General features: G+C 53.0%; 12 protein-coding genes. 10 read left to right on the plus strand and 2 right to left on the minus strand.

Annotated features, from left to right (window positions below; all coding sequences use genetic code 11):
- Positions 1 to 11: 11 nt before the first annotated feature.
- The 6 genes from PGL01S_RS27515 (at position 12) to PGL01S_RS27540 (ending at position 9,196) form a co-directional block, all read left to right on the plus strand.
- The gene (locus tag PGL01S_RS27515) at positions 12 to 1,139 is read left to right on the plus strand and encodes a D-alanine--D-alanine ligase (protein WP_127498399.1); all 1,128 of its coding nucleotides are present in this window, start codon (positions 12 to 14) and stop codon (positions 1,137 to 1,139) included.
- Between the two features lie 40 nt (positions 1,140 to 1,179).
- Entirely contained in the window at positions 1,180 to 1,497 is a 318-nt protein-coding gene (locus PGL01S_RS27520) for a hypothetical protein (RefSeq protein WP_015842440.1), read from the plus strand.
- A 6-nt stretch (positions 1,498 to 1,503) separates the two neighbouring features.
- Complete coding sequence (gene uvsE, locus PGL01S_RS27525) at positions 1,504 to 2,520, plus strand: UV DNA damage repair endonuclease UvsE (RefSeq protein WP_127498409.1); 1,017 nt, start codon at positions 1,504 to 1,506, stop codon at positions 2,518 to 2,520.
- 114 nt (positions 2,521 to 2,634) lie between these two features.
- A complete protein-coding gene (locus PGL01S_RS27530; RefSeq protein WP_127498412.1) occupies positions 2,635 to 3,453 on the plus strand; it encodes a sulfite exporter TauE/SafE family protein in 819 nt (272 codons plus the stop codon).
- 162 nt (positions 3,454 to 3,615) lie between these two features.
- On the plus strand, positions 3,616 to 4,473 hold the full coding sequence (locus tag PGL01S_RS27535) for an inositol monophosphatase family protein (protein ID WP_116394095.1): 858 nt from the start codon (positions 3,616 to 3,618) through the stop codon (positions 4,471 to 4,473).
- A gap of 265 nt (positions 4,474 to 4,738) precedes the next feature.
- On the plus strand, positions 4,739 to 9,196 hold the full coding sequence (locus PGL01S_RS27540) for an InlB B-repeat-containing protein (protein WP_164775610.1): 4,458 nt from the start codon (positions 4,739 to 4,741) through the stop codon (positions 9,194 to 9,196).
- A gap of 62 nt (positions 9,197 to 9,258) precedes the next feature.
- Here PGL01S_RS27540 and PGL01S_RS27545 read toward each other — a convergent pair whose 3' ends face one another.
- Positions 9,259 to 10,884, minus strand: coding sequence for a response regulator transcription factor (locus tag PGL01S_RS27545; protein ID WP_127498403.1), 1,626 nt, complete (start codon positions 10,882 to 10,884; stop codon positions 9,259 to 9,261).
- 62 nt (positions 10,885 to 10,946) lie between these two features.
- Positions 10,947 to 12,677: a sensor histidine kinase gene (locus tag PGL01S_RS27550; protein WP_127498405.1), complete on the minus strand. Its 1,731-nt coding sequence runs from the start codon at positions 12,675 to 12,677 to the stop codon at positions 10,947 to 10,949.
- Positions 12,678 to 12,890: 213 nt separating this feature from the next.
- Between PGL01S_RS27550 and PGL01S_RS27555 the strand changes: the two genes are divergently transcribed.
- The 4 genes from PGL01S_RS27555 to PGL01S_RS27570 all read left to right on the plus strand — a co-directional run bounded on the left by PGL01S_RS27555 (position 12,891) and on the right by PGL01S_RS27570 (position 25,489).
- On the plus strand, positions 12,891 to 13,805 hold the full coding sequence (locus PGL01S_RS27555) for an ABC transporter permease (protein WP_127498414.1): 915 nt from the start codon (positions 12,891 to 12,893) through the stop codon (positions 13,803 to 13,805).
- Positions 13,806 to 13,823: 18 nt separating this feature from the next.
- The gene (locus PGL01S_RS27560) at positions 13,824 to 14,702 is read left to right on the plus strand and encodes a carbohydrate ABC transporter permease (RefSeq protein ID WP_015842448.1); all 879 of its coding nucleotides are present in this window, start codon (positions 13,824 to 13,826) and stop codon (positions 14,700 to 14,702) included.
- A gap of 135 nt (positions 14,703 to 14,837) precedes the next feature.
- Positions 14,838 to 16,619, plus strand: coding sequence for an extracellular solute-binding protein (locus tag PGL01S_RS27565; protein WP_116394100.1), 1,782 nt, complete (start codon positions 14,838 to 14,840; stop codon positions 16,617 to 16,619).
- A 149-nt stretch (positions 16,620 to 16,768) separates the two neighbouring features.
- Positions 16,769 to 25,489 (plus strand): hemoblobin-interacting domain-containing protein, encoded by an 8,721-nt coding sequence (locus PGL01S_RS27570; protein WP_127498407.1) that lies wholly within the window; start codon positions 16,769 to 16,771, stop codon positions 25,487 to 25,489.
- The last annotated feature ends 70 nt before the right edge of the window (positions 25,490 to 25,559 follow it).

Genomic DNA, 25,559 nt, shown 5'->3' on the forward strand with positions numbered 1-25,559 from the left:
GAGGATACCTAATGGGGCAGAAAGTACACTTAGGGTTGATTTACGGAGGGAAGTCGGGAGAGCATGACGTGTCGCTGCAGACGGCATTTGCGGTGATGGGGGAGCTTGATTACGCAAAATATGAAATAACGCCTTTTTATATTACCCGGCTGGGCGAATGGAGAGTGGGATCGATGCTTGGCGGGCAGCCGGGGGACATCGACGAGCTTCGCCTTGAGCCGGTGGACGGGGCACCGGTGCCGGTTGTGCCGGACCTTCCGCTTGCCCCGCTCCTCGATCGCTTGGCCGGAGGAACGCTTGCGGGCGGGGGACAGCCGATCGACGTTGTTTTCCCGCTGCTCCACGGTACCTTCGGAGAGGACGGGACGATTCAGGGGCTGCTCGAAATTGCGGACATCCCTTATGTCGGGGCGGGGGTTCTAGCCTCCGCTGCAGGGATGGACAAGATTACGATGAAGAAAATATTCGCGTACGAGGGTCTTCCGCAATGCGTCTTCCGGTATTTCAACCGGGCGCAGTGGGAGAAGGACGCCTCCTTTTTTATTATGGAATGCGAAGTCGCTTTGGGTTACCCGTGCTTCGTAAAGCCGTCCAACCTCGGATCGAGCGTAGGCATATCCAAAGCAAAGACCCGCGAGGAGCTGATCGCGGCGATCGATTTTGCCTTCCGGTTCGACCGCAGGGTCATCGTGGAGGAGTTCGTCGATGCCAGGGAGATCGAAGTCAGCGTTCTTGGCAACGATGATCCAAAAATATCGGTTCCCGGGGAAATTGCCCCGTCCAACGAGTTTTACGACTACAAGGCGAAGTACGTGGACGGCAAGTCCACCATTCATATTCCGGCGAATATTCCGAACAATACGGCGGAAGCCGTGCGGGATATGGCGCTACGGGCCTTTTTGGCCATTGACGGGGCGGGGCTGTCGCGGGTGGACTTTTTCCTCCGCAAGACGGACGGCCAGCTGTTCGTTAACGAAGTGAATACGATGCCGGGCTTTACGCCAATCAGCATGTACCCGCTTATGTGGAAAGAGTCGGGCCTGCCGTACAAGGACTTGCTGGATAAGCTGATCGACTTGGCTTTCAAGCGTTATGCCGATAGGAAGACGATTGATTTCGGAGGCAGCGGCGGCAACTAATCGAAGCAATAATTCGGACTAAAAGAAAAGAGGGATAGAGATGGGTTTTGCGACAGAGTTTAATTCCGTATGCAAATTCAAATCGGAGCAAGAGCTGTATGAATTGCTTGAATACGGTAGGGGCAAAATGGTGAAGAGCGGGTTCCGCGTCTTCCCGACCGGCCAGAAAGTAATCGCGTATACGCCAAATAACGAAGCGATTGCGATCGTTCGCATTCTCGCCTCCATTGCGGAAATCAATTTCCAGGGGGAAGAAGTGACGGAAGTGGAGATGGAGCTGGTGCGCAAGCTGACGGAAGAGGAGGCGCGCATCCAGACGGCTCTCGCGTACGAGATGTTTTTCGGAGAGAGGGTATAATTGACTATGATCGTCCGGTTCGGATTTGTCGCCATGAGCACGATTCTAGAGAATGCTTCGCCTTCTCGGACAATGACGTTCGCGAACTTTAGCAAGCTGAACGACAGAGAAGCCGGCATAAGGAAGATGGAGCGGATCGCGGAGGAAAATCTGCATAATACGCTTCGGATCATGAAGCATGCCAATGCCCATGATATCCATATGTACCGGTTCTCGTCCAAGCTGATTCCGCTCTCCACGCATGAGGATCTTCTGGAATGGGATCCGTTTCCCGTCCTTCGTCCGTCCATGAAGGAAATTGGCGACTATGCGAAGAAGACGGGGATGAGAACCTCCTTCCATCCCGACCATTTCTGCGTATTCAGCACGAATCGTCCCGATGTCCTGGTCAAATCGGAACGGGATCTCGATTATCATATCCGGATGCTCGAAGCCATGGAGCTGCCGGAAACCGTGAAATGCAATATTCACATGGGCGGAGCCTATGGCGATAAGAAGCTGTCCGGCGAGCGGTTCGTTCAGCAGTTCGGCGCATTGACTGACCGGTACAAGCATCGGGTTACGCTCGAAAACGACGATAAAACGTTTGATGTCAGGGAAACGATTGTAGCTGCGGAAGCCGTTGGCGTTCCGATGGTCCTCGATATCCACCATCATGCGGTGAACAGCGGGGATGTGACGATGGACGAGCTTTCCGCCGGCTTATGGCCGCGGATTGCCCGTACATGGACGCTGGAGGAGCAGCGACTCGGTCTAGAGGAAGGTGGCCTTCCGCCCAAAATCCATGCTTCCAGTCCAAAAAGCTTGTCCGATCCCCGGGGGCATGCCGATAACGTGGAGCCGGAGCCGCTCGTGCAGTTTCTCCGGAGCGTTGCGGCGTCAACGCCGAGGATCGACTGCATGCTGGAGGCGAAGCATAAGGATGCTGCGCTGCTCAAGCTAATGGAGGATCTAAAGGAAATGGCCGCGCTAGGAAACGGAATCCGCATCCTGGATGGCGGAACCGTGGAGATCGACCCTTAAGTGATAACACCGCCAAGGACCGCCAACAGGACGGCGTTGGCGGTGTTATTTTGTGCACGGATGATACATAGATCGTAGAGACATCATGAGCGGGAAAGCGGTGAAGGTAACGTGTTGGAATGGATTCTGCTGGTGCTGCTTGGCGTTGTGGCAGCGATGTTTGGCAGTATAGTAGGCCTTGGCGGCGGCATTATTATCGTACCGGTGCTTATGCTGCTGGGACCGCAGCTGACGGGGGGCGAGATCAGCCATGCAACCGCGGTAGGCACCTCGCTGACGATGCTTATTATAACGGCGCTTGCCTCTACGCTAAGCTACGCGAAGAAAAAGCTGGTCGATTTCAAAAGCGGCTGGCTGTTCTTTATGACGAGCGGACCTGCCGCCATGATCGGATCCGCGCTGACCAGCCGGTTTCAAGGCGCTGCCTTTTCGCTGTCCTTCGGCATTTTTATGCTGCTTATGGCCGGGCTGCTCGTAGCGCGCGATTATTTGAAACCCATCAACCGGGAATGGCCGATCCAGCGTACGATCGTAGATGCGAAGGGGCAGGAGCACACGTACGGTTATGCGATTGTTCCCGCGCTGGTCATCGGGTTTGCGGTAGGTCTCATATCCGGTTTGTTCGGCATAGGCGGCGGCTCTTTGTTCGTACCGCTTATGGTGCTCCTGTTCCGTTTTCCGCCGCATACGGCGACCGCAACGTCCATGTTCGTTATCTTTCTTTCCTCGATACTGGGAAGCGGGATGCACGGCTGGCTGGGGGAAATCAATTATTGGATCGTGCTGGCGCTGGTGCCGGGCGCATGGATTGGCGGCAAGCTTGGCGCCATGATCGCGGGGCGAATGAGCGGAAAAGGGCTGCTCTGGCTGCTTCGGGTAACGCTGCTTTTGCTGGCCGCCCAATTAATCTACGAGGGTTTGACGAAGCTTTAACACTACGGTAATATTTTAAAAATATACGAAGTATACATTCTCTCTATACAACTTGCGCGAAACTTGCGGAGGAAGTTGTTCGTATAAGAAATGAACCTGCCCTTTTTTTATTGTGAAACGTTTATGTTTGGTCAAATTATGATGAGAGTAGAGTGATGGACTGTGACTGTAAGTGATCAGCAGGGCACCGTCGTCGGAGGCAAAAGCTTCGCCGCCGTGGCGATCAACTGCGCGGCTAAAGCTGGAGAATGGATTAAGTCTAAGCTAGGAAACTATGAGAAGCTTGATATAAAGTACTCCGCTCATGATTTGGTGACGGAAGTAGACAAAGGCTCGGAGACGTTGATCAAGCGTCTTGTGCTGACGCATTTCCCTCATCATTCCTTCCTCGGCGAGGAGGGCGTTGAGCCCGGGCCGGAAGCATCCGCACGCGCGCTGGAGGAAGTAAGCGAAGCCGAATATTTGTGGATTGTCGACCCGATTGACGGGACGACCAATTTCGTGCACGGCTTTCCGTTTTTTGTAGTCTCCATCGCGCTTGCCCATAAAGGCGAGGTGATTCTCGGCGTTGTCTACGATCCGATGCGCGACGAATTGTTTATAGCCGAGAAGGGCAAAGGAGCTTACGTGCACGGCAAGCGGATGAGCGTGTCCCAAGAGGACAGCTTGAAGACTAGCCTTATTGCAACGGGCTTCCCGGCAGACTTGGATTATGCGCTGCCGCTTAACATGAAGGGGCTGCAGGCGCTGGCGCCGCAAGTCCGCAATATCCGCTCGGGCGGCTCGGCAGCGCTTCATATGGCGTATGTCGCAGCCGGCCGCTTAAGCGGCTTCTGGGAGATCGGCCTGAATAGCTGGGACCTGGCGGCAGGCGCGCTGCTTATTCAGGAATCCGGCGGTACCGTAACCGATACGCTCGGGCAGCCGTACAGCCTGGGCGTCCGCAACGTCGCAGCGTCCAATGGCAAGATGCATCAGTCCTTCCTTGACGCGCTTGCGGCTGCGGATGCCGTGAAATAACAGGATTTATTAATAAATAGAGTTTTGCAAAACCGGCTATCGGCGATAGCCGGTTTTTTTCGTGCGCGTTGGCAGTGACTATAGTGCTATAAATCATAGAATAGGTCGTAGGTATAATATATTAGTTCGTTAGTATGGTATATGATACTGTGTAGCATTATCGTATTTGTTATATTTGAGGATGGGGATGGGGATGGGTCAGGCGATGAGTAGGAACATCTGGAGAAGAGCAATAAGTCGTCATGCATTTAGCAGGAAAATAGCAATGGTATTAATCTTTGCGGTAGTAGCAGGTCTGCTGCCGGTATATGGCAAGGCCTTCGCAAGCGGGGGAACGGATGCGCTGGAAGGCTTGTCCTGGGTAGCTAAGCCGTCGGGCTCTACCGATGATCCTACGGATTCGTTCCGTACGGCGGCATACGGCAGCGGGAAAATCGTCGCAACGGGAACCCCGCCGATGCCTTTTCCGGACTGTGCTCTTCAAGGGACCTGTGGTAATAGAGAAGTTGATATGCACGCAGGAAGCTTATACCGTACCTCAACAACAGGCGCGGGATGGTCGGCTTTGTCTACGGGAGTCAATCATGAGATTAGAAGCTTGGTATCCGGCGGTCCTGCTGGTTTTGTAGGAGTTGGATACTCACAATCGATCAGGTATGGTCAACAGAGCTATCATGGAAAGATTATGACTTCGGATGACGGGATTGAGTGGGAAGAATCCGAAACGCTTCCCGGCGAATTGGGAACTACGCTGTACGGCGTAACTTACGGAAACGCTGGTTACGTAGCGGTTGGCGCGAGCAACGATATCAATTTTAATCAGACGCAAGTCATTCTGACCTCAAGCAACGGGTCTTCGTGGAGTCAGTATTTGATGACTAGCGGAGCGCTTAATGCGGTAGCATTCGGCGGCGGAACCTATGTCGCGGTTGGCAGCGGAGGGACGATATTAAGTTCAACGAATGGCGTGAACTGGACGCCGCAAAGCTCGGGTGTTACAACGACATTGCGGGGAGTTACATACGGCAATGGACTATTCGTTGCGGTCGGAAACGGCGGCAAAATTCTCACGTCTCCCGACGGAGCGAATTGGACGACGGTTACTCCACCGGTAAGCGGTACGTTCTACGGAGCCGCATTCGGGGATGGCACCTTTGTAGTCGTTGGCGGAAGCGGTACGATTCTAAGCTCGCCGGACGGTCAGAGCTGGCAGCAGCGCGCAAGCGGCACGACAGCTGTCCTGTACGGGGCGGCCTATGTGAACGGTGAGTTTATGGCGCTTGGCTCGAACGGCACCATCCTTATGGCGCAGCATAAGCTCACGTATGCGGCGGACTCGAATGGTACGATTAGCGGCGATGCGCTGCAAGGCGTACGGACGGGTGGAAGCGGGACTGAAGTAACGGCTGTAGGAAATACCGGTTACCATTTCGCCAGTTGGAGCGATAACTATGCGGACGCAGCCCGGACGGATAAAGATGTTACCGGCGATCTCAGCGTAACCGCTAGTTTTGCAATCAACGTTTATGAGCTCACGTATGCGGCAGGTCCGAACGGCAGCCTTACGGGGGATAAATCTCAGTCGGTCACGCATGGCGGGAATGCGACAACCGTAACGGCCGTAGCCGACCCGGGCTATCACTTCGTAGGCTGGAGCGATGGCTATACGAACGCAAGCCGGACGGACAGTAACGTTACGGGTACTCTGAATGTCACCGCGCAATTTGCAATCGATACATACAAGCTTACCTATACGGCAAATCCGGGTGGCAGCATTGATGGACAAGCATCGCATGTGCAGACCGTCGATTTCGGCTCCGATGGTCAAGAAGTAACGGCCACACCGGATCCGGGTTATCATTTCGTTAGCTGGAGTGACGGAATCGAAACTCCCAATCGAGTGGAGCGCGATGTGAGAGCGGACAAGACTGCAGCAGCCAGCTTTGCGCTTAATGAGTATACGCTGACGTATGCGGCGGCGGAAGGCGGGACCCTGGACGGACAGACTTCCCAGAAGGTCACGCATGGCTCGAACGGCAGCGAGGTAACGGCGGTACCGAACCCGGGCTACAGCTTCGTCGGCTGGAGCGATGGCGTTGCGACGGCATCCCGGACAGACCTCGCAGTCGTTTCTAACAAAAGCGTAACGGCGACTTTCACCATTAATCAATATACGTTGACCTATACGGCCGGCACCGGGGGAAGCATCAACCAAGATGCCGCTCAAACCGTCGATTACGGAAAAGACGGCAAGACGGTAACCGCTGTGGCGGACGCGGGCTACCATTTCGCAGGCTGGAGCGATGGCTTGCTCACGCCATCCCGCCAAGAGAAAAATGTCCAAGCCAGCGTTGCGGTAACGGCCGTGTTCGAGATTAACCAATACGATCTGGCTTATACCGCCGGAGCGCATGGGACTCTGACCGGCGTTGCTCATCAGATCATAAACCATGGCTCTAATGGAGCGGAAGTGAAGGCCGTAGCGGACACGGGCTATCATTTTGTCCGTTGGAGTGACGGCGTAACGACGGCCAGTCGCACGGACCTTAACGTTACGGGTAATCTGAGCGCAGCAGCGGAATTCGCGATCGACACGTTTACACTCACCTATTCCGCGGGAACCGGGGGAAGCTTGACCGGAGATACCACGCAGGAAGTCAATTACGAAGCCGATGGTACGGAAGTGCATGCGGTGCCTGCAGGCGGCTATCATTTCACCGGTTGGAGCGACGGTGTTCAAGCGGATACTCGTAAGGATACCGGGATTGTGGCTAACTTGAACGTCACGGCGAATTTCGCGATTAACGAGTACGCGTTAACCTACACGGCGGGGGATCATGGAACGCTGACAGGCAATAAGCTCCAAACTGTAAATCATGGCTCGGATGGAACGGAAGTTACGGCAGCAGCCGATACGGGTTATCATTTTGTCCGTTGGAGTGACGGCGTAACGACGGCCAGCCGTACGGACTTGAACGTAACCGGCGATCTAACCGTCACAGCGGAATTTGCGATCGATACGTTTACGCTTACTTACTCCGCTGGAGCTGGGGGAAGCGTAACAGGGGCGGCAACGCAGCAAATCAACTACCAAGCCAATGGTACGGAAGTAAAAGCGGAACCGGCGGTTGGTTATCATTTCATTGGCTGGAGCGACGGTATTCAGACGGATACGCGTCAGGATACCGGGATTGTGGCTGACCTGAACGTCACGGCTGATTTCGCGATTAACGAATATACGTTGACCTACACGGCTGGCGATCACGGAACGCTCACCGGCGATAAGCTCCAGACGGTTACTCATGGCTCGGACGGAACGGCGGTTACGGCCGTGCCGGATGCCGGATACCGGTTTGCCGGTTGGAGCGACGGAGTGGGAAGCGCAACAAGAACGGATCTTAGCGTAAACGGCAACCTGACGGTTACGGCTTCCTTTGCCGTAATCAGCAGCAACAACGGCGGCGGCAATTCGAATCCGGCGTCCGGCTTCGAGGTTGTCATTGACGGGAAGTCTTACCGCTTAGGCGAGCTCAAGTCTTCCGCGCGGGGAGAGCAAACGGTATCGACTCTCCATCTGAGCGCGGATCAGTTGAAGGAGATTCTGGCTTCATCGGATCAGCAGGTTACGGTTGTGCTTCCAATCAAGACGGGAGCGGATGTCGCCGTTGGCGAGATTCCCGGCGATCTCCTGCAGCTGCTTATCCAGAAGCAGGCCACCTTGCGGATCGAAACGGAATATGCCGTATACGCATTGCCAACCGGGCTTATCGATTTAACGAAGCTGTTTAATGGCAGCGTAAATGCCAAGGATGTCACGGTTAACGTGGAAATCGGGAAACCAACGGCAGCAACTACAGCATTGACGCAGAAGGCTGCCTCACAGAATCAGCTTAATCTGGCAGTATCGCCTGTTCAATTCTCGGTAACGGTTTCTTATGGCGGCAAGAAGGTTGAGCTCTCCGCATTTGCTTCCTATGTAGAACGAATGATTGCTATTCCGGATAACATGGCTCAAAATCCGGAGTTAACGGCCATCGTCGTGGAGCCGGACGGGTCTGTCCGGCCAGTGCCAACGAAGCTGGTCAGCATTGAAGGCAAGCGTTATGCCGTCATCAACAGCCGTACGAACAGCTTGTATGCGCTTGTGAGCAAGAGCGTTTCCTTCTCTGACATAAGCAATCATTGGTCCAAGAACGCGGTGAATGATATGGCGTCCCGCCTCATTGTCGGCGGAGCGGGAGACGGGTTGTTCTACCCGAACAAAGCGATTACACGTGCCGAGTTCGCTGCGATTATCGTTCGTGCGCTGGGGCTTCGCATGGAGAACGGCGCAAGCAGCTTCTCGGATGTAAAAGCATCGGCCTGGTATTCCGATGATGTTCAGACGGCTTATTCGCATCAGCTTATTAACGGGTATCCGGACGGCAGCTTCCATCCGAATGACAGCATTACCCGCGAACAAGCGATGACGATTATAGCCAAAGCGATGACATTGACGGGTATTCAAACCGATCTTCAAGAGAGCAGCGTAAATGCCTTAATCAACGCGTTCTCGGATAAATCGAAAATCTCGGCTTGGGCGACAAGCGGCATTGCGGCTTGCCTGGAGGCCGGCATCGTATCGGGACAAAGTGCCTTGATTCTGGCTCCCGCCTCGAATATTACAAGAGCAGAAGCTGTCGTTATGATTCAAAGGCTTCTATCGAAATCGGATTTGATCTAAAGAAACGAAAAAGACGCTTCCTCTCCATGCGGATAGGAAGCGTCTTTTGCATGCGTATACGGCTAGTTTGTCACCTTATTCCGATATTCCTGAGGCGTGATGCCAAAATGCTTTTTGAACAGCTGGATAAAGTAGCTTGGCTTCTGATAGCCCAGCATAACCGAGATCTCATAGATTTTCTCATCCGTCTGGGCAAGCAGGTCGGCCGATTTCTCCATTCTCGCGCGCAGCAGGTATTCGCTGATCCCTTCGCCCGTCTCCGTCTTGTAAATCTTAGACAGGTAGGAGGGATTGAGATAAACATGCGCCGAGATAGAGTGAAGGGAGGCCTGCTCCAGATGATTGTGAATGTACTCCTGCACCTTGCGGATAATGCTGGAGCGGGAATCCTTATCCTCCGAATTGACCGATTTCCGGTAGGAATCGATTGTCCGGTCCGTCCATGCGCGCAATTCATCAACCGTATGAATCGGGCTGCCGTTCGCAAACGCGTGGAAGTCGTCGCCAATCATGTCGGACAGCCATTTTTTGTTCTTATGCGCCAGGGCGGCTAGCGTTGCGGCGATCGAGAAATAGGCTTCCAGCACATGCTCCTGGGACCCCCGCCATTCCTCCTCAATCTCGCGGAAGATCGCTTCAAGCTTCTCGCCGGCGGCATCCCATTGGCCAAGCTCCAGCATCTGCAGCACGGAAGGCGGGCGGTACAGCTCGCCAAGCAGCTGCGGCGTGCCGCGCGTCGGCTCTTTCGCGAGCGACACGAACAGCTCCTGCTCGCTGCCGATGAACTGGCGGAAGTTCGTAATGGACGTCTGATAGAGAGGGCCGACATCCTGCGGGAATGTACCTCTTTTACTCGTAAGAATAGAGATGCCGACCTTGAGGTACGATTTCACGACATGCTGGAGCTGGAAAGCGTGGCTCTCAATCCATTCGTCCAGCTCGCTTGTTAGGGTTGAACCGGCTTTGGCTTTCAGGAGACAAACGATAAAGCCGTTCGAATCCTTGCCATGCCACATGTCCAGCTGGTCGCCGAATACTTCCTCCGCGATATTGGCCAACGCGTAATCGATTAAAGCCTCGCTCTCGCCGTCATCGTAAAGATGGTCCTCATCATCAATCCGGAGCAGCATCACATGGAAATCGTCGTTTTCCCGGAATGGTACTGTATAGGTGGCAAGCTTTTTGGACAAGCGCTGCGGGGATAAGGACTGCTTGCCGCTCAGCATATCCAGAAGCAGATATTCTCTCAGCTTCGGCAGCTGCTCCCGCAAGGAGTACATCGCGCGCTGCATCGAGCTGATCTCCAGCCACTCCTGTTCAAGCTCCTTGATTGCGCGGCGGACCGAAGTCAGCAGCTCATCGTCCGAGGCCGGCTTCAGCAGATAGTCGCTGGATTTGAGCTTCAAGGCCTGCTTCGTATATTCGAAGTCGGAGTAACCCGACAGCAGAATGCATTTGGTATGCTTCCAGTTCTGCTTGATTTCCTGAATAAGCTCCAGTCCCGTCATGCCCGGCATCCGGATATCCGTAATAACGACATCTATGGCATGCTCATGCAGCAGCCCGATGGCTTCCGGGCCGGAATAGGCTTTATGGACAACGTCAACGCCGGCTTCCTCCCATGGCAGCATATCTGCCAGATCGTCGGCAAGTATCGATTGGTCGTCTACAATTAGAAGTTGGCGCATCTCGAATTCCCCCTAAAAAGAATAGCTCGCAAGCTAGTGCGTCAGCTAATAGAATGGCTTGCTTAAGATTGATTCCCTTCACTTTCATTAGGCCAATACAGCTCGACGGTCAATCCGCCATCATCGCCGCGGATCAGCCGGACTCCGGCTTCCTGTCCATATTGCAGAGTCATGCGCTGGCGTGTATTCCACAGGGCGCAGCCCTTATCCTCCGTTGGCGGCATTGACATTTGCAGCTTTAATTGCGCCAACTGCTCCTCCGTTACGCCAACTCCGTTATCGGTGACGGTGATGACGTTGTACCGGTCATTTTGCGAGCCGGTAATTCGCACCTCGCCGCCGCCGATCGGCTCGAGGCCGTGCAGAACGGCATTTTCGACGATCGGCTGGAGGATTAACCGAGGAATTTCAAGCTCCTCCATCGCTTCCGGGATCGTAATGACGTAGGTCATATCCTGGACGTTCATCGCCTGGATCGCCAGATAACTCTTCACCAGCTCCACCTCCTCGCGCAGGTAGGCCAGCTGTCTTTCGGACCTTGTCGTATACCGGTAATACCGGCTGAGATGCAGCGCAAGCTCCATAACGGATTCTTTTTCCCCAAGTCTCGTAAGACTGCGGATCAGGGAGAAGCAATTATAGAGGAAATGCGGATTAATCTGCGATTGAAGCTGCTTCAGGTTGGCATCCCTTGAACGGATCTGCTCCAAATACACGTTCTGAATGAGCTGCTCGATCTGGGAAGCCATGTCATTAAAGCTGACGAGCAGGAAGTGGAACTCGTTGTTCGGATGGAACACCTTCAGCTTCGGATATTCGCCTTTTTTCAGCTTTTTCACGCCTCTGATCAGCTCGCGGATCGGAACCTGCACATTGGTGTACAGCACGTAAGCCGCAATCGTACTGCCGATAAGGAGAAAGACGATACAGATGTAAAAGAGATTGCTGTTTGCCGTAATCGGCCTGACAACGTCATCGATTGGAAGGTAGTCAAAAAGGTACCAGCCAAGCTCGGGCATGTACACGCTGTTGACGGTATATTCAATGCCGTCCAGCTTAATGCGGGTATATTGCGATTCCGACAGCTTTTCCAAATTCACCTTGGCAAGCAGCTTCTTCTGCAGCTCGGTATCGGAGCCGTTCACCGCGAGAATCTTCCGGTCCGGCGAGCTGAAGAAGACATCTCCCTTGCTTCCCGCCTTGAAGCGCTCCAGCGCCTTCACTAATTCGTCAGCCGCGAAGCTGACCTCAACGATAACTCCCGCGTTAGAGGAGGAGCTGTCATAGGGCTCGCTTAGAAACCTTACAAACCTCGGATTGTTCTGATAATAAGGGGCAACGTTCTCGGTATATTTCCAGACCTTTGAATAGTTTTTCGCTACGAGATCTTTATCGTATTGAAGATGGAAGTCGGTTGAAACGAAGGTGTTGGTAGCCGGCGCATAGATGCTGATCGTTGTATCCCAATCGGAGGAGGCATTGATGAGCCGAAGCTTGTCGGCAATGCGAATCTTCTGATCCGTTTGTTCATATAGGGTGGCTATCTCTAAAAATTCGAGGGTACGGACGTTAATATCTTCGGTTATCATAAGGCCGCTTTTTGCCAGCTGCTCCGCCGTATCATCGGTCTCGGCCGCAAAGTAGGACAAGTCCTTGTGCATGGAAATTTCCACTTCGTTCATCACGACGTCCATGCTTGTCTTATTCGAAAACCAGTAGAGAGCGATGATCGGAATGAGCAGCAAAACGATGATGCCGACTATTTTTGTAAACGTATTCAATCTCAGCGACATGATAGTCCGTCTCCCCGCATCAAAGTGGATGAAAACAAAAAATCCGGGTATCGTTCTAAAATCATTGGCGCAGACTTGGCGATTCCCCGATTGCTATACTTACTATACATCATGATGAAACTCTGTCAATCGACAAATAGAATAGCGGAAAGGACAATGGGGATGGGGACAACAACAAAGGCGATAGCCGGCAATGAGGTCTTGCAGCAGGAGATGGACAAATCAAAATCGAGAGGATTTCTGAAGAGGACCTGGCCGCTTCATATCATGCTGCTTCCGGCGGTAATCCTGCAATTCATATTTGTGTACGTGCCTCTCGGGGGATTGGTTATCGCTTTTCAAGACTACAAACCGTACGATGGCATTTTCCATTCCAAGTGGGTAGGACTTGAGCATTTCAAATTTATGTTCGATTATCCGGACATTAAGCAGGTTATTACGAACACGGCGCTGATCGCCGGATTAAAAATCATATGCGGCATTATCGTGCCGTTCGTGTTTGCGCTTTTGCTGAACGAAGTGAGCTTTAATCCTTTCAAGCGCACGGTGCAGACGCTGGTGTATCTGCCTTATTTCATCTCCTGGGTATTCCTGGGCGGAATTCTGAATGACATGCTTGCGTCGGACGGGATTATCAACTCGGTGCTTCATAACTGGTTTGGCGTGAAGGAGTCCATTCTGTTCCTGGGCGACGGCAACTGGTTCCGGTTTGTCGTTGTGCTTAGCGATGTCTGGCAGCAATTCGGTTACGGCACAATCGTGTATCTCGCGGCGTTGGCGGGCGTGAATCCGGCACTCTACGAAGCGGCGGAAGTAGACGGCGCGACTCGCTGGAAGCAAACCTGGCATGTAACGATTCCATCGCTCCTGCCAATCGTAATCGTAGTGGGGACGCTGGCGCTTGGCAATATTTTGAACGCGGGCTTTGATCAGATCTTCAACTTGTATAATCCGCTTGTCTACAGCAAAGGCGACATTATAGACACGTTCGTTTACCGTACGGGTATCCTGAACGGGCAGTACAGCTTGGCCACGGCCGTTGGCATTTTCAAATCGCTCATCGGTTTCGTGCTCATTATCGTCGGTTACAAGCTCGCTCAAAAATATGCGGATTATAAAATCTTCTAGAAAGGGGTACCTGCGCACATGTATCAAAAGACATTCGGTTACCGGGCTTTCTCGGTATTCAACTATTTAATTCTGGCTCTAGCAGGCCTGTTGTGTATTATACCTATCATTCATATCCTCGCGATCAGCTTTAGTGCCAGTGCTCCTGCAAACGCGCATTTGGTCGGCATGTGGCCGGTGGATTTCAATACCGAATCGTATACGAAAACGATGAACAATCCGAACTTCCTCCGGGCGTTCTGGATCTCGATCGGGCGGACGGCGCTTGGCGCATCCATTACGCTGGCGGTCATCACGCTTGGCGGTTATGCGCTGTCGAAGGATACGACCGCTTTTAAGGCCCGTTCGCGATACGCTTGGTATTTCGTATTTACGATGTGGTTCAGCGGTGGCATCGTACCCCTGTATATCGTCATTCGCAATCTTCATATGATGAATACGATTTGGGCGCTTGTTCTTCCGGGCTCCGTCGCCGTATTCAACATGATTCTCCTGATGAACTTCTTCCGCGCTACGCCAAAGGAATTGGAGGAAGCGGCTTTTATCGACGGAGCGGGACATTTCTCGATTCTGTTCCGGGTTTATCTGCCTCTGGCTATGCCGGCGATTGCAACCATGTCGCTCTTTACGATCGTAGGCAACTGGAATGCATGGTTTGACGCTTTGCTCTATATTAACGACTACCGCAACTATCCGCTCGCAACCTTCCTGCAGACGATAATCGTACAGCAGGACTTCAGCAAGCTGAATCCGGACGTGAACGAGCTGAAGAACATTTCCCAGCGTACGGTGAAGGCGGCTCAGATCTTTATCGGGATGCTTCCGGTTCTGGTCGTGTATCCGTTCCTGCAGCGGTTTTTCGTCAAAGGGATTGTCCTTGGCGCGGTAAAAGAGTAGAAATTAAGAAGATAACAAAATGGCATGTTACTCAAAATTATGGTATTTCTATCAGTAATAACCAAGACTATAGTATTACTTGAGAGTAAATAAAGCGCTCTCATGCTATAATAATCATTTTACGGGGGGAAAAAAATGCATAATTCAATGAAAAAGCTTATGCTCGTTTCGTTGACTGGCGTGCTTGCGGCAAGCCTTGCGGCATGCGGATCAAACAACAATACTAACGGCAACAAGCCATCTAACGACCCTGCGGCAACCAGCTCCGGCAATGCGGCTGCGACGAATAATGCTGGCACGGACAACGCGGGAAGCGGTGCGGACGAGACGGGCTGGGACGGCAAGAAATACGTAGAGCCGATCACTCTGACAACGGTTAAAGGCGTAGGTACGAACTACTTCTTCAAAACGGGCGAAACGATGGAAAACAACGTTTTGCAAAAGTATATGAAAGACAACCTGGGCATCGACGTGAAATACGACTGGGTGGTAACGGATACAAACGACGCTTACAAAACAAAGCTTCGCCTGATGCTTTCCTCCGGCGAGAAAATGCCTGACGTTATTACGTACCGCGGCGATATGGAGACCGTTAACATGCTGATTGACTCCGGTCAATTCATGTCGGTTAACGAGCTGTTCGACAAGTATGCCGGCGACGAGTACAAAAAAGCGGCGGCGCTGAACCCGGATACCTTCCTTCCGGTAACGCGGGATGGCGAGAAAATGGCGCTTCCGGTTCTTGATTACGCCTACAACGACGATATGGTGCTGTGGCTTCGTCAGGACTGGATGGATAAATTGGGCCTTCAAGCTCCAAAAACGGTTGCCGACCTTGAAGCCATCATGGATGCATTCACCAACAAAGATCCGGACGGCAACGGCAAGCCGGATACATTCGGTATGGCTCTTGGCTTCAAAAACGGCTTCCTGAACTGGATGACGGACGTGAGCTGGCTGTTCGGCGCTTACGGCACAATGCCTGGCCAATGGAATAAAGCGGCTGACGGCACGTTGTCCTTCGGCTCCGTGGATCCGGCCGCGAAGCAGGCTCTCAGCACGTTGAAAACCTGGATGGATAAAGGCTGGATCTCGAAAGACTCCGGTCTGAAAGACGATACTTCCGGCTCGGAGTTCTTCACGAAAGGTCAAGCGGGCGCAATCGTAGGCCGTAACTGGCTGCCGGACTGGCCGTTTGGCGATCTGATCAACAACGTTCCCGGCGCGAAATACAAAGCTTACCCAATCCCTGCAGGTCCAGACGGTAAAATCGGTTCCCAAAGCGGCAACCCTTCCGTTAACGGCTGGATGCTGATCAACAAAAAGGCAGCCCATCCTGAAGCGCTGCTCCGTTACTATAACTTCTTCTTCGATAATTGGGCGAACCCGCAAAAAGGCAGCGAGTTCGAAAACGGCTTCGCGGAAGGCTACGACTGGGCGAAATTGCCGGATGGCACGATCACGAAGGATCCGCAAAAATATCCGGACCTGTTCCCGAACTATGCGGACCGCACGCATCTCGTAGAGCCGATCTACTACTCGCTGACATTCGAAGGCGCTCGTCAACCGGCCCTGTATGCGGACACGATGATCAAGCTGTATAACGGCGAAGCTCCAACAACGCCATACGAAGAGCAGACAAAAGCCGTTCGTAAACCGGAAAACCTGGAAGCGATGAAGATCGTTATGGATCAAAAAGATATTCGCATGAAGAACTACTTCCAAGGTCCTCTGACGGAAACGATGAAGTCCAAAAACGAATTGCTGAACAAACTGGTTAACGAATCGTATTCCAAAATCATCTACGGTCAAGCACCGCTTGATTCGTTCGATACCATGGTTGAGAACTGGAAGAAATCCGGCGGCGACCAAGTAACGAAGGAAGTTAACGATTGGTACGCTTCGGCTTCGAAGTAATCTAGCAATAACGGCTTGCAACAGGATAAGGAACGCCATATTTACGCCAGGCGTTCCTTTTCTTTTGCCGGTTATCCTTTTTTGAAAATTCTGAAAACGTTTACAACTAGAACAGTCACCCTGGTCATCTTGCTTGAGAGGGGAAAACAGTGTTGACTAGAAAAAGAACAAAAAGGTTATTGTCGTTCGTGATGTCAGTCGTTATCGCCGTAAGTTACGTGCCGGCAGCCGTATTTGCGGCTTCGGATACGACAGCGGCAGCCACAAGCGCTGCGGCGCCGGATGTTGCGGGGCATTGGGCTTCGCAGCAGGTAACGGATTGGACATCCAAGGGCCTCGTTAACAGTTATCCGGACGGAACGTTCAAGCCGGAGCAAGGCATTACGCGCGCGGAATTTACGAAGCTGATTAACAGCTTGTTTGGTTTTACGGCAAAAGGAGAGAACGGCTTCTCGGATGTAGGGGCAGAAGCGTGGTATGCCGATTCGGTGTCGATCGGAAAGCAAGCAGGCTTTATTAACGGTTATCCGGATGGAACCTTTAAACCAAATACGGCAATTACAAGACAAGAGGCGGCAAAAATAGCTGCAGGACTGTTCAGATTGCCGGCAGTAACAGGCGCTGATCCGCTTGGAGCGTTTAATGATAAAGCGCAAGTTGGCGCATTTGCGGTAGAGCCGCTGGGCCAATTGGTAAGCGGGGGTTATTTGAAGGGCTTCCCGGACGGGACGGTTCAGCCGCTTAAGTCGATTACGCGTGCGGAAGCGGTTGTTCTATTAAGCCGTCTAGCAGGCGAAGTTTACGTGAAAGCGCAGACGTACAAGGATCAAAAGCTGGCGGGCAATGGGCTGGTGAACTTTGACGGCGTAACGATCGAGAATTCGGCAATCGGCGGGAATCTTTACTTGACCGCGGGGATTGGCGAAGGCGATTTTACGCTGAAAAATACGGAAGTAAAAGGAACCATCTTTATCAGCGGCGGCGGTGTGCATAGTATTCACCTGAATAATGTTCAGACGCCGAATATCGTTGTTGATAAGAAGGAAGGGCCGGTGCGCGTCGTTGTTGACGGCTCGGAGGTCGGAACGATGGAGCTCAATTCCGATACGGTACTGGAAACAAGTAATTCGGATATCGACCATGTGAACAGCAATAAATCGGATTCCAGCCTGAACGGCAAAAATCTGGACAAAGATAAATCTTATGTCGTAGACAGCGGGACAACTCCAGGCACCGGTGGAGGAAGCAGCAGCGGTGGCGGCGGAACGCCAACACCTGCGCCGACTGCAACGCCGACGCCAACCCCGACGCCGACGCCGACCCCAACGCCAACTCCGACATCTACGCCAACCCCAACCGATGAGTGGCAGATGGTCTGGAATGACGAGTTTGACGGAACCGGCAGCAATCTCGATACGAATGGCGTAAACCTCGACAAGTGGGGGTATCAGCTTGGTACGGGTTCGCAATACGGCCTTGACGGCTGGGGCAATAACGAACAGCAAAGCTATGAAGCGGACAATATGAAGGTAGAAGACGGCAAGCTTGTCATTACGGCGAAAAAGGAAGCAAACAGTAATAATAAGCCTTATACTTCCGGCCGGATTTTCACTCAGAATACATTCAGCAAAGCCTATGGCAAGTTCGAAGCGAAGCTGAAGCTGCCGAAGGGGCAAGGCTTCTGGCCAGCGTTCTGGATGATGCCGGCAACAAGCGAATACGGCACATGGGCGTCCTCCGGCGAGATCGATATTATGGAAGCGGTCGGCCGACTGCCGGGCGAAGTTTCCGGAACGATCCATTACGGCAAAGCTGCACCGGGCAACCGCTACACGGGCAATAAATACAACTTCCCGAGCGGAACGGATTTCAGCGGCGAGCATGTCTATGCCGTTGAATGGGAGCCGGGCGAAATCCGCTGGCTGGTAGACGGCGAAGTCTATCAAACGCAAAACAACTGGAATAGCTGGGGAATAGACCAGCCGGCGAAATACGCTTATCCGGCACCGTTTGATAAACCGTTTTACATGATTTTGAACCTGGCGGTTGGCGGTAACTTCGACGGCGGCAAGATGCCGCTCGACGACAATGCCCGTACGATGGAAGTCGATTATGTCCGCGTCTACGATAAGAAGGGCGGATATACTACGGAAGGACTTGAAGAGCCAAAGGTTGATCAAGAGGCTCTGCCTGACAATCATAAACCGGCCATTGACGGCAACTATGTGCATGATGTGAATTTCGCGAACGGCTTTAAGACCGTAGCGACAGATTCGGATACCTTGGATCCGGAAAAATGGAACTTCGTGCATGTCCCTACCTATAACGGCAACGGCTCCATCGGAACCGACGTTATTGGCGGCAAAACGTATGCCAAAGCGGATATTACGGCCGGAGGCTCGCAGGACTATTCCGTGCAGCTCATCCAGAACGTTACCGTAGGCAAAGGCAGATACTACAAGCTTTCCTTTGATGCCAAATCCACAACGAACCGGACCATGTCAGCCAAGATCGGCGGCGGTGCCGACCGCGGCTGGGCAACGTATTCCGATGTTCTGTCGGCAAGCCTGACCGATGAATTCAAAACCTACAGCATGACGTTCCAGATGGCTGCCGATACGGATGTCCTGGCACGCCTAGAGCTAAATATCGGGCTGAACACCAATCCGGTCTGGATCGGCAACGTGAAGCTGGAGGAAGTGGACGCACCGGATCCGTATAACGAGGATGCGGCGAAAGAGCCGATTAACGGCAATCATGTATACAACGGCAATTTTGACCTTGGAAGATTGGATCGTCTGACTTATTGGCATTTCAATACGGCGGACGGTGCGGCGGCAACGGCCTCCGTTGATCCGGAAGAACGCGAATTCAAGGCGAATATTACGAATGGCGGAGCGGGTGTTTCTTCCGTTACCCTGCTTCAAAAAGGCGTCAACCTGATTCCGAACAACGATTATCAAGTGAAGTTCAAGGCAAGCGCAGCGTCTGAACGTACGATCAAGGTTGGCATCCAGAAGCAGGACGGCACGAATGTGGTCGACCCTGTTGAGGTAAACCTGACCAGCGCATCCGCCGTACAAACAGTGAACTTCAACTCCGCGGCAGCAGCCGACGACAAGGCGATTCTCGTCTTTATGCTTGGCGGCAGCGATGCGGACGTCACTATCGATAATGTGGTCATGACCCGTCTGACGAACAATGGCATCGGCGATTTGCCTCTCTCCGAGCAGTTCCCGCTGAAGAACGGCGACTTCTCGAATGGTAAAGCATCGTGGAGCCTGCATGTGCAAGGCTCTTACGACGGCTGGGACAAAGTGACCGGCTATAACGAAGACGCTGGAAGCATGAAGGTCAACGTAAGCAGCGTTGGCAATAATCCATGGGATGTCATGCTGATGCAGAACGATTTTACTCTCCGCAAGGACAATACCTATGTCGTATCCGTAGATCTCAAATCAACCGCGGAGCGCGACGTGGAGATTGTAGTGGACAATGCCGGCGGGCGCCTGCTTTCGAAGCTGGAGCATCTGACGGCGGACTACCAGACCTTTACGTATGAGCTTCCCGTTACGGCAGATACGTTAGCCTCCTTTAAAGTACTGCTCGGCAAGCAGGCAACAAATCCGGCTGGCGCGCATGATGTGTACGCGGACAATGTACGCGTGGAAATCAAAGGCGCCCGCGAGAAAGCCTTCCTATTAAAGAACGGCTACTTCACGGACGGAGAAGCGAACTGGTCGAAGCATATCCAAGGCGTGTACGACGGTACTTCGAAGGCAACGTTTGATTTTACAAGCGGTAGAGCAAGGATCAATATCGAAAATGTAGGCGCGAATCCTTGGGATGTGATGCTCTTCCAAGAGCCGCTTCCGGTGAAGAAGGATAATACCTATATCGCAACCTTTGACGCAAGATCAACCGTAGCCAAAACCATTGAGGTTATTGCGGAAAATGGCACTTATACCCGTTATCTGAATCAAAAATTAACGCTAGGCGAAACAACGAAGAGCTACTCCTTCGAGTTTACGATGCCTAAGGATGATACGGTTGGCTTGAAGTTCCTCCTAGGCAAGAACGGCGATGCATTGGCCGCTCATGATGTCTTGATCGACAACGTCCGCTTCGAGCGGAAAGGCGCCAAGGAAGCATTGGGAGAAAAGGTATCGCTCGCGAACGATATACGCCTTACTTCAGCTCCAATCGTTACGCCTGACGTGACGGATAACAGCCTAGGCAAAGACATTACGCTGACCTTCGCTTTCCAGCCGGGCTGGAGCAGCTCGATTAACGCGATCACCGTGGACGGAACAGCGCTTGAGGCGGAGGATTACACGGTGGGAACAAACAGCATTACGATCAAAGCGAGCGTATTTGCAGCAGCGGGCGATCACGTTATCGTTATTGCGGCAACCGGTTACGAGCTGGGTCAAGTCACGCAAACGATCGAAGCGCAGCAAATGTGGAGCCTAGTCTGGTCCGACGAGTTTAACGGCGATGCCGTCACTCCCGATACAAACGGCGTCGACTTGACGAAGTGGGGCTACCAGGAAGGCAATGGCTCCGAATACGGCGTTGCGGACTGGGGCAATAACGAGCAGCAATACTATCGCAAGCAAAATATCGCGGTTGATCCGGCAACCGGCAACCTGGTCATTACCGCGAAAAAAGAGACGTTTAACGGCAAGCCGTATACGTCCGGCCGTCTCTGGACCAGCAATACGTTTACGAAGGCCTACGGCAAATTCGAAGCCAGGATGAAGCTGCCGGAAGGCACGGGCATTTGGCCGGCCTTCTGGATGATGCCTGCCGATAGCGAATACGGCGGCTGGGCCGCTTCCGGCGAGCTCGATATTATGGAAGCGAGAGGCCGTCTGCCGCATGAAGTCGGCGGAACGATCCATTACGGCAAGAACGCTCCGAACAATAAAGCAACGGGCGCGGCTTACACCTTCCCCGAAGGCGAATCCATCTCCGGGTACCATACCTACTCGGTAGAGTGGGAGCCGGGCGAGATCCGCTGGTATGTGGACGGCAATCTCTATCAGACGGTTAACAACTGGAACAGCTGGGGAGCCGATCAGCCGGATAAATACGCATATCCCGCGCCGTTTGACAAACCGTTCTATATAATTCTGAACCTGGCCGTTGGCGGTCAATTTGACGGTAACCGTCTTCCGGCCGACAGCGATCTGCCAGCCAAAATGGAAGTGGACTATGTTCGTGCTTACGAACTGACGGGCCGTCCTTACCGTACGCCGGTAGAGCCGGATTCGAAGGACGAGATTCCGGCTAACGCGAAAGCGATCGTCGATCAGGACTTCGAGCATGGCCTTACCGATATTACGGATTCCACGCAGGCGCTTGACGCGAACTATTGGAACTTCCTGCATACGCCGGACTTTGGCGGGGCAGGCTCTGCGGTCGTAGACACCATCGGCGACGATAAGTTCGCCAAAGTGTCGATTACGAGCGGGGGCAACCAGAATTACGCTCTGCAATTGATTCAGTATGTAACGATTACGAAAGGCCATGCTTACAAAATCAGCTTTGACGCCAAAGCAGCGGCAGCAAGAAATATAAGCCTGAAGGTAGGCGGCGATGCGGATAACGGCTGGGGCGCTTATTCGGATAACTTCGATGCCGCGCTGACAACCAATCTGAAGCATTACGAGTACCGTTTCCTGATGAATAACGATACTGACCTTGCCGCACGGCTAGAGCTTAATCTTGGTCTCAATACCAATACGATATGGATCGGCAATATCAAGATCGAAGAGGTTGATGTGGTATCCGAGCAAAACGGGGCAAAAGCGCCGCTTGGCAACGGTCAGCATGTGTACAACGGCAATTTCGATCTTGGCTCCATGGACCGTATGACGTACTGGAACTTTGAAACCTCGGGAGACGCAGCTGCTACTGGTTCGGTTGACCCTGAGGCAAGACAGCTTGAAGCAGCCATCGCAAACGGCGGAGACAGTCCATCGGACATTACGCTTACGCAGAAGGGCATCAATCTGCTTCAAAACGATTCCTATAAGCTGAACTTCAAGGCTTCGGCGGATTCGGAGCGTTCCATTAAGGTTTCATTCGTAAGCAAAGACGGCCATACGTTGTATGCTTCGAAGGACTTTACCATCGGCACGGCAATGGGCAATCAGGAGTTTACGTTTACGATGCCGGTTGGCGTAACGGATGAGGAAGGGCAGCTTGTCTTTGGACTAGGCGGCAATGACGCGGATGTTGCGATCGACAATGTCTCTCTGATCCGCACGACGAATAACAACTTCGACTTCACGGGCGTGGACCTGTTCCCGCTGAAGAACGGCGATTTCTTCGCCGGTCTGCTGAATTGGGAGCAAAATACGCAGGATGGCGGGGCTGCACAGTTCTCCACGGAGAATGGCGCCGCGAAGCTTATGATTACAAGCCTGGGCAACCAGCCTTACAGCAATATGCTGATTCAAGGAGGCATGAGCTTCAAGAAGGGCTTAACCTATACGCTGGAGTTTGACGTAAAAGCCTCCGTGGCACGCGACCTGCAGGCAACGTTGGAAAACGCCTCGTACGTCCGGAGATTTGATTCCGGCGTGCAAGCAGTTGGCACGGATTGGACGCATATGAAGTTTACGGTTCGTCCTACGGCCGACGAGCTGCTTGCGCTTAAGATCATGCTCGGCAAAACGCCGGGTGGAGCAGTGGGTACCGTCTGGATCGACAACGTTGTGCTTGAGGTGGAAAATGCGCCGGTGAAGCGTCCGCCAACGATGGTAGCGGACAGCACGGATAATCTCGCCGGCCAAGAGATCACGATTCCTTTTGCGGATGACGCTGCCTGGAGAGGCGCTATTACATCGGTATCCGTAAACGGTGCGGCTCTGAACGCAACGCAATACACGGTAGCAGCAGGGCTGCTGACGCTTCATTCGGATGTTTTCTCCGTTGACGGCAACTATCCGGTGAAGGTAGCAGCGACCGGGTATGGCGATGCTGTCCTGACGCAGCAAGTTTTCTCCGGCGATGGCAACCTTGTATTAAACGGCAGCTTTACGAACGGTACGGCTAACTGGGAATCGTGGAAAGGAGCCGACGATTACTCTTCGATTTCGGTAGAGGACGAGAAGGCTGCAATCCAAATCAACTATAACGGCGGTTTGGACCCTCAATGGAGCGTTCCGTATACGTGGTCCACGCAGTTCATGCAATCCGGCATCAAGCTGAAAGCCGGCAAAACGTATGAGCTGAGCTTTAAAGCCTGGTCAACCGTTAACCGTCCGATTCTCGTCGAGCTGACCGGTTATAGCGGCAATCAGCAGGTGCTGTTCAATCTTACGGGAGACTCTTCTACGGTCTACACGAAAGTATTGAAGCCAACCGCCGACATGACGCTGACGGTGAAATACTTGCTTGGTAACGTTATAAGCGGAGACATCACGACCCCATCCGGCGAGCATACGATTTATATCGATGAAGTAGCCGTCCGCGAGAAGGTGTCGCCGCCAACGGTGGCAGCGGATTCGACGGATAATAAGCTGACTTATCCAATTGAACTGACCTTTACGGACAATGCCGCTTGGAGAAGCGCCATTACGGGCATTACGATTGACGGGGCGGCCGTCAATGCAGGCCAGTATGCGGTTGGGGCTGGCAAAGTCACGCTTGATGCCTCCCTGTTCTCATCGATCAAGACGTATTCCATAGCCATTCTGGCTAATGGCTATGCGGCAGCGGAAGTATCGCAGGAAGTGAAGACCAACGCGAAGAACATCGCGCTTGGCAGCACGGCAACCGCATCGACGAACAATCAGCCTGTGTCTAACGCGATTGACGGCAAGGCCGGAACAAGATGGGAGAGCGCCGCACAGGATCCGCAGTGGATCTCGCTTGACCTGAAGAAGCTCTATAAGCTGGAGAGCATGACGCTGAGCTGGGAAGGGGCTTACGGCAAGACGTATACGGTTCAAGTCTCTTCGGCGGAAACGCCGGGCGATAACGACTGGACCACCATCTTTACCGAGCCTTCCGGCAACGGCGGTATCGACAACATTACGCTGCACGGCGAAGAAGCACGCCATGTCCGGATCTATGGTACGGCAAGAGGCACGCAATGGGGCTACTCGTTATGGGAGGTTGAAGTATACGGCAATCCGTCGAATCCCGATCCGGTATTGCCGCTTGGCCCAGTCCTGACAGCGGATTCGACCGATAATAAGGTTGGCAGTAGCATTGATCTTGCCTTTGCCAGCGATTCTGCATGGGAAAGCGCGATTACGGCCGTTAAAGTCAACAATGCCGCTCTTGCAGCCAGCCAGTATACGGTTGCGGCAGGCAAAATCACATTGAAATCGGGCGTATTCGCCGCAGCAGGCAGCTACGCGATTACGGTTGCCGCATCGGGTTATGCCGATAACGAAGTGACGCAAGTTATCGCAGCGGATGTGAACCTTGCGCTTGGCAAGGCAGCCGTGGCTTCCTCCGTGCAAGGCGCATTCCTGGCGGCAGAGGCTACTGACGGCGATCCCGGCTCGAGATGGGGCGCGGATTGGACAACAAATACGGATAACCATCCGGAGTGGATTTATGTGGATCTTGGTGCCGTAGAATCCCTCAGCAAGCTTGTTCTGAACTGGGAAGGGGCTTACGGGAAGTCGTTCGACATTCAAGTGGCTCAGCCGGGTGCCGATCTGACCGATAACGCCAGCTGGACGACTGTCCATTCCGTGTCGGGACAATCGCTTAGCGCAGACGGATTGAAGCAGATCATTAATCTGGATGCTCCAACGCAAGGTCAATACGTACGAATCTATGTAACGGAGAAGGGCTTTGCTCCATACGGTCCTTCGTTGTACGAGATTGAAATCTATCAATAAGTTGCTAGAGATAAGCCCCCGCAATTTGCGGGGGCTTATCTTGTTAATGCGGCGTTGCCGGGTGAGTGGA

The organism is Paenibacillus glycanilyticus NBRC 16618, assembly GCF_004000805.1.
In the GTDB taxonomy this organism is placed as follows: Bacteria; Bacillota; Bacilli; order Paenibacillales; family Paenibacillaceae; genus Pristimantibacillus; species Pristimantibacillus glycanilyticus.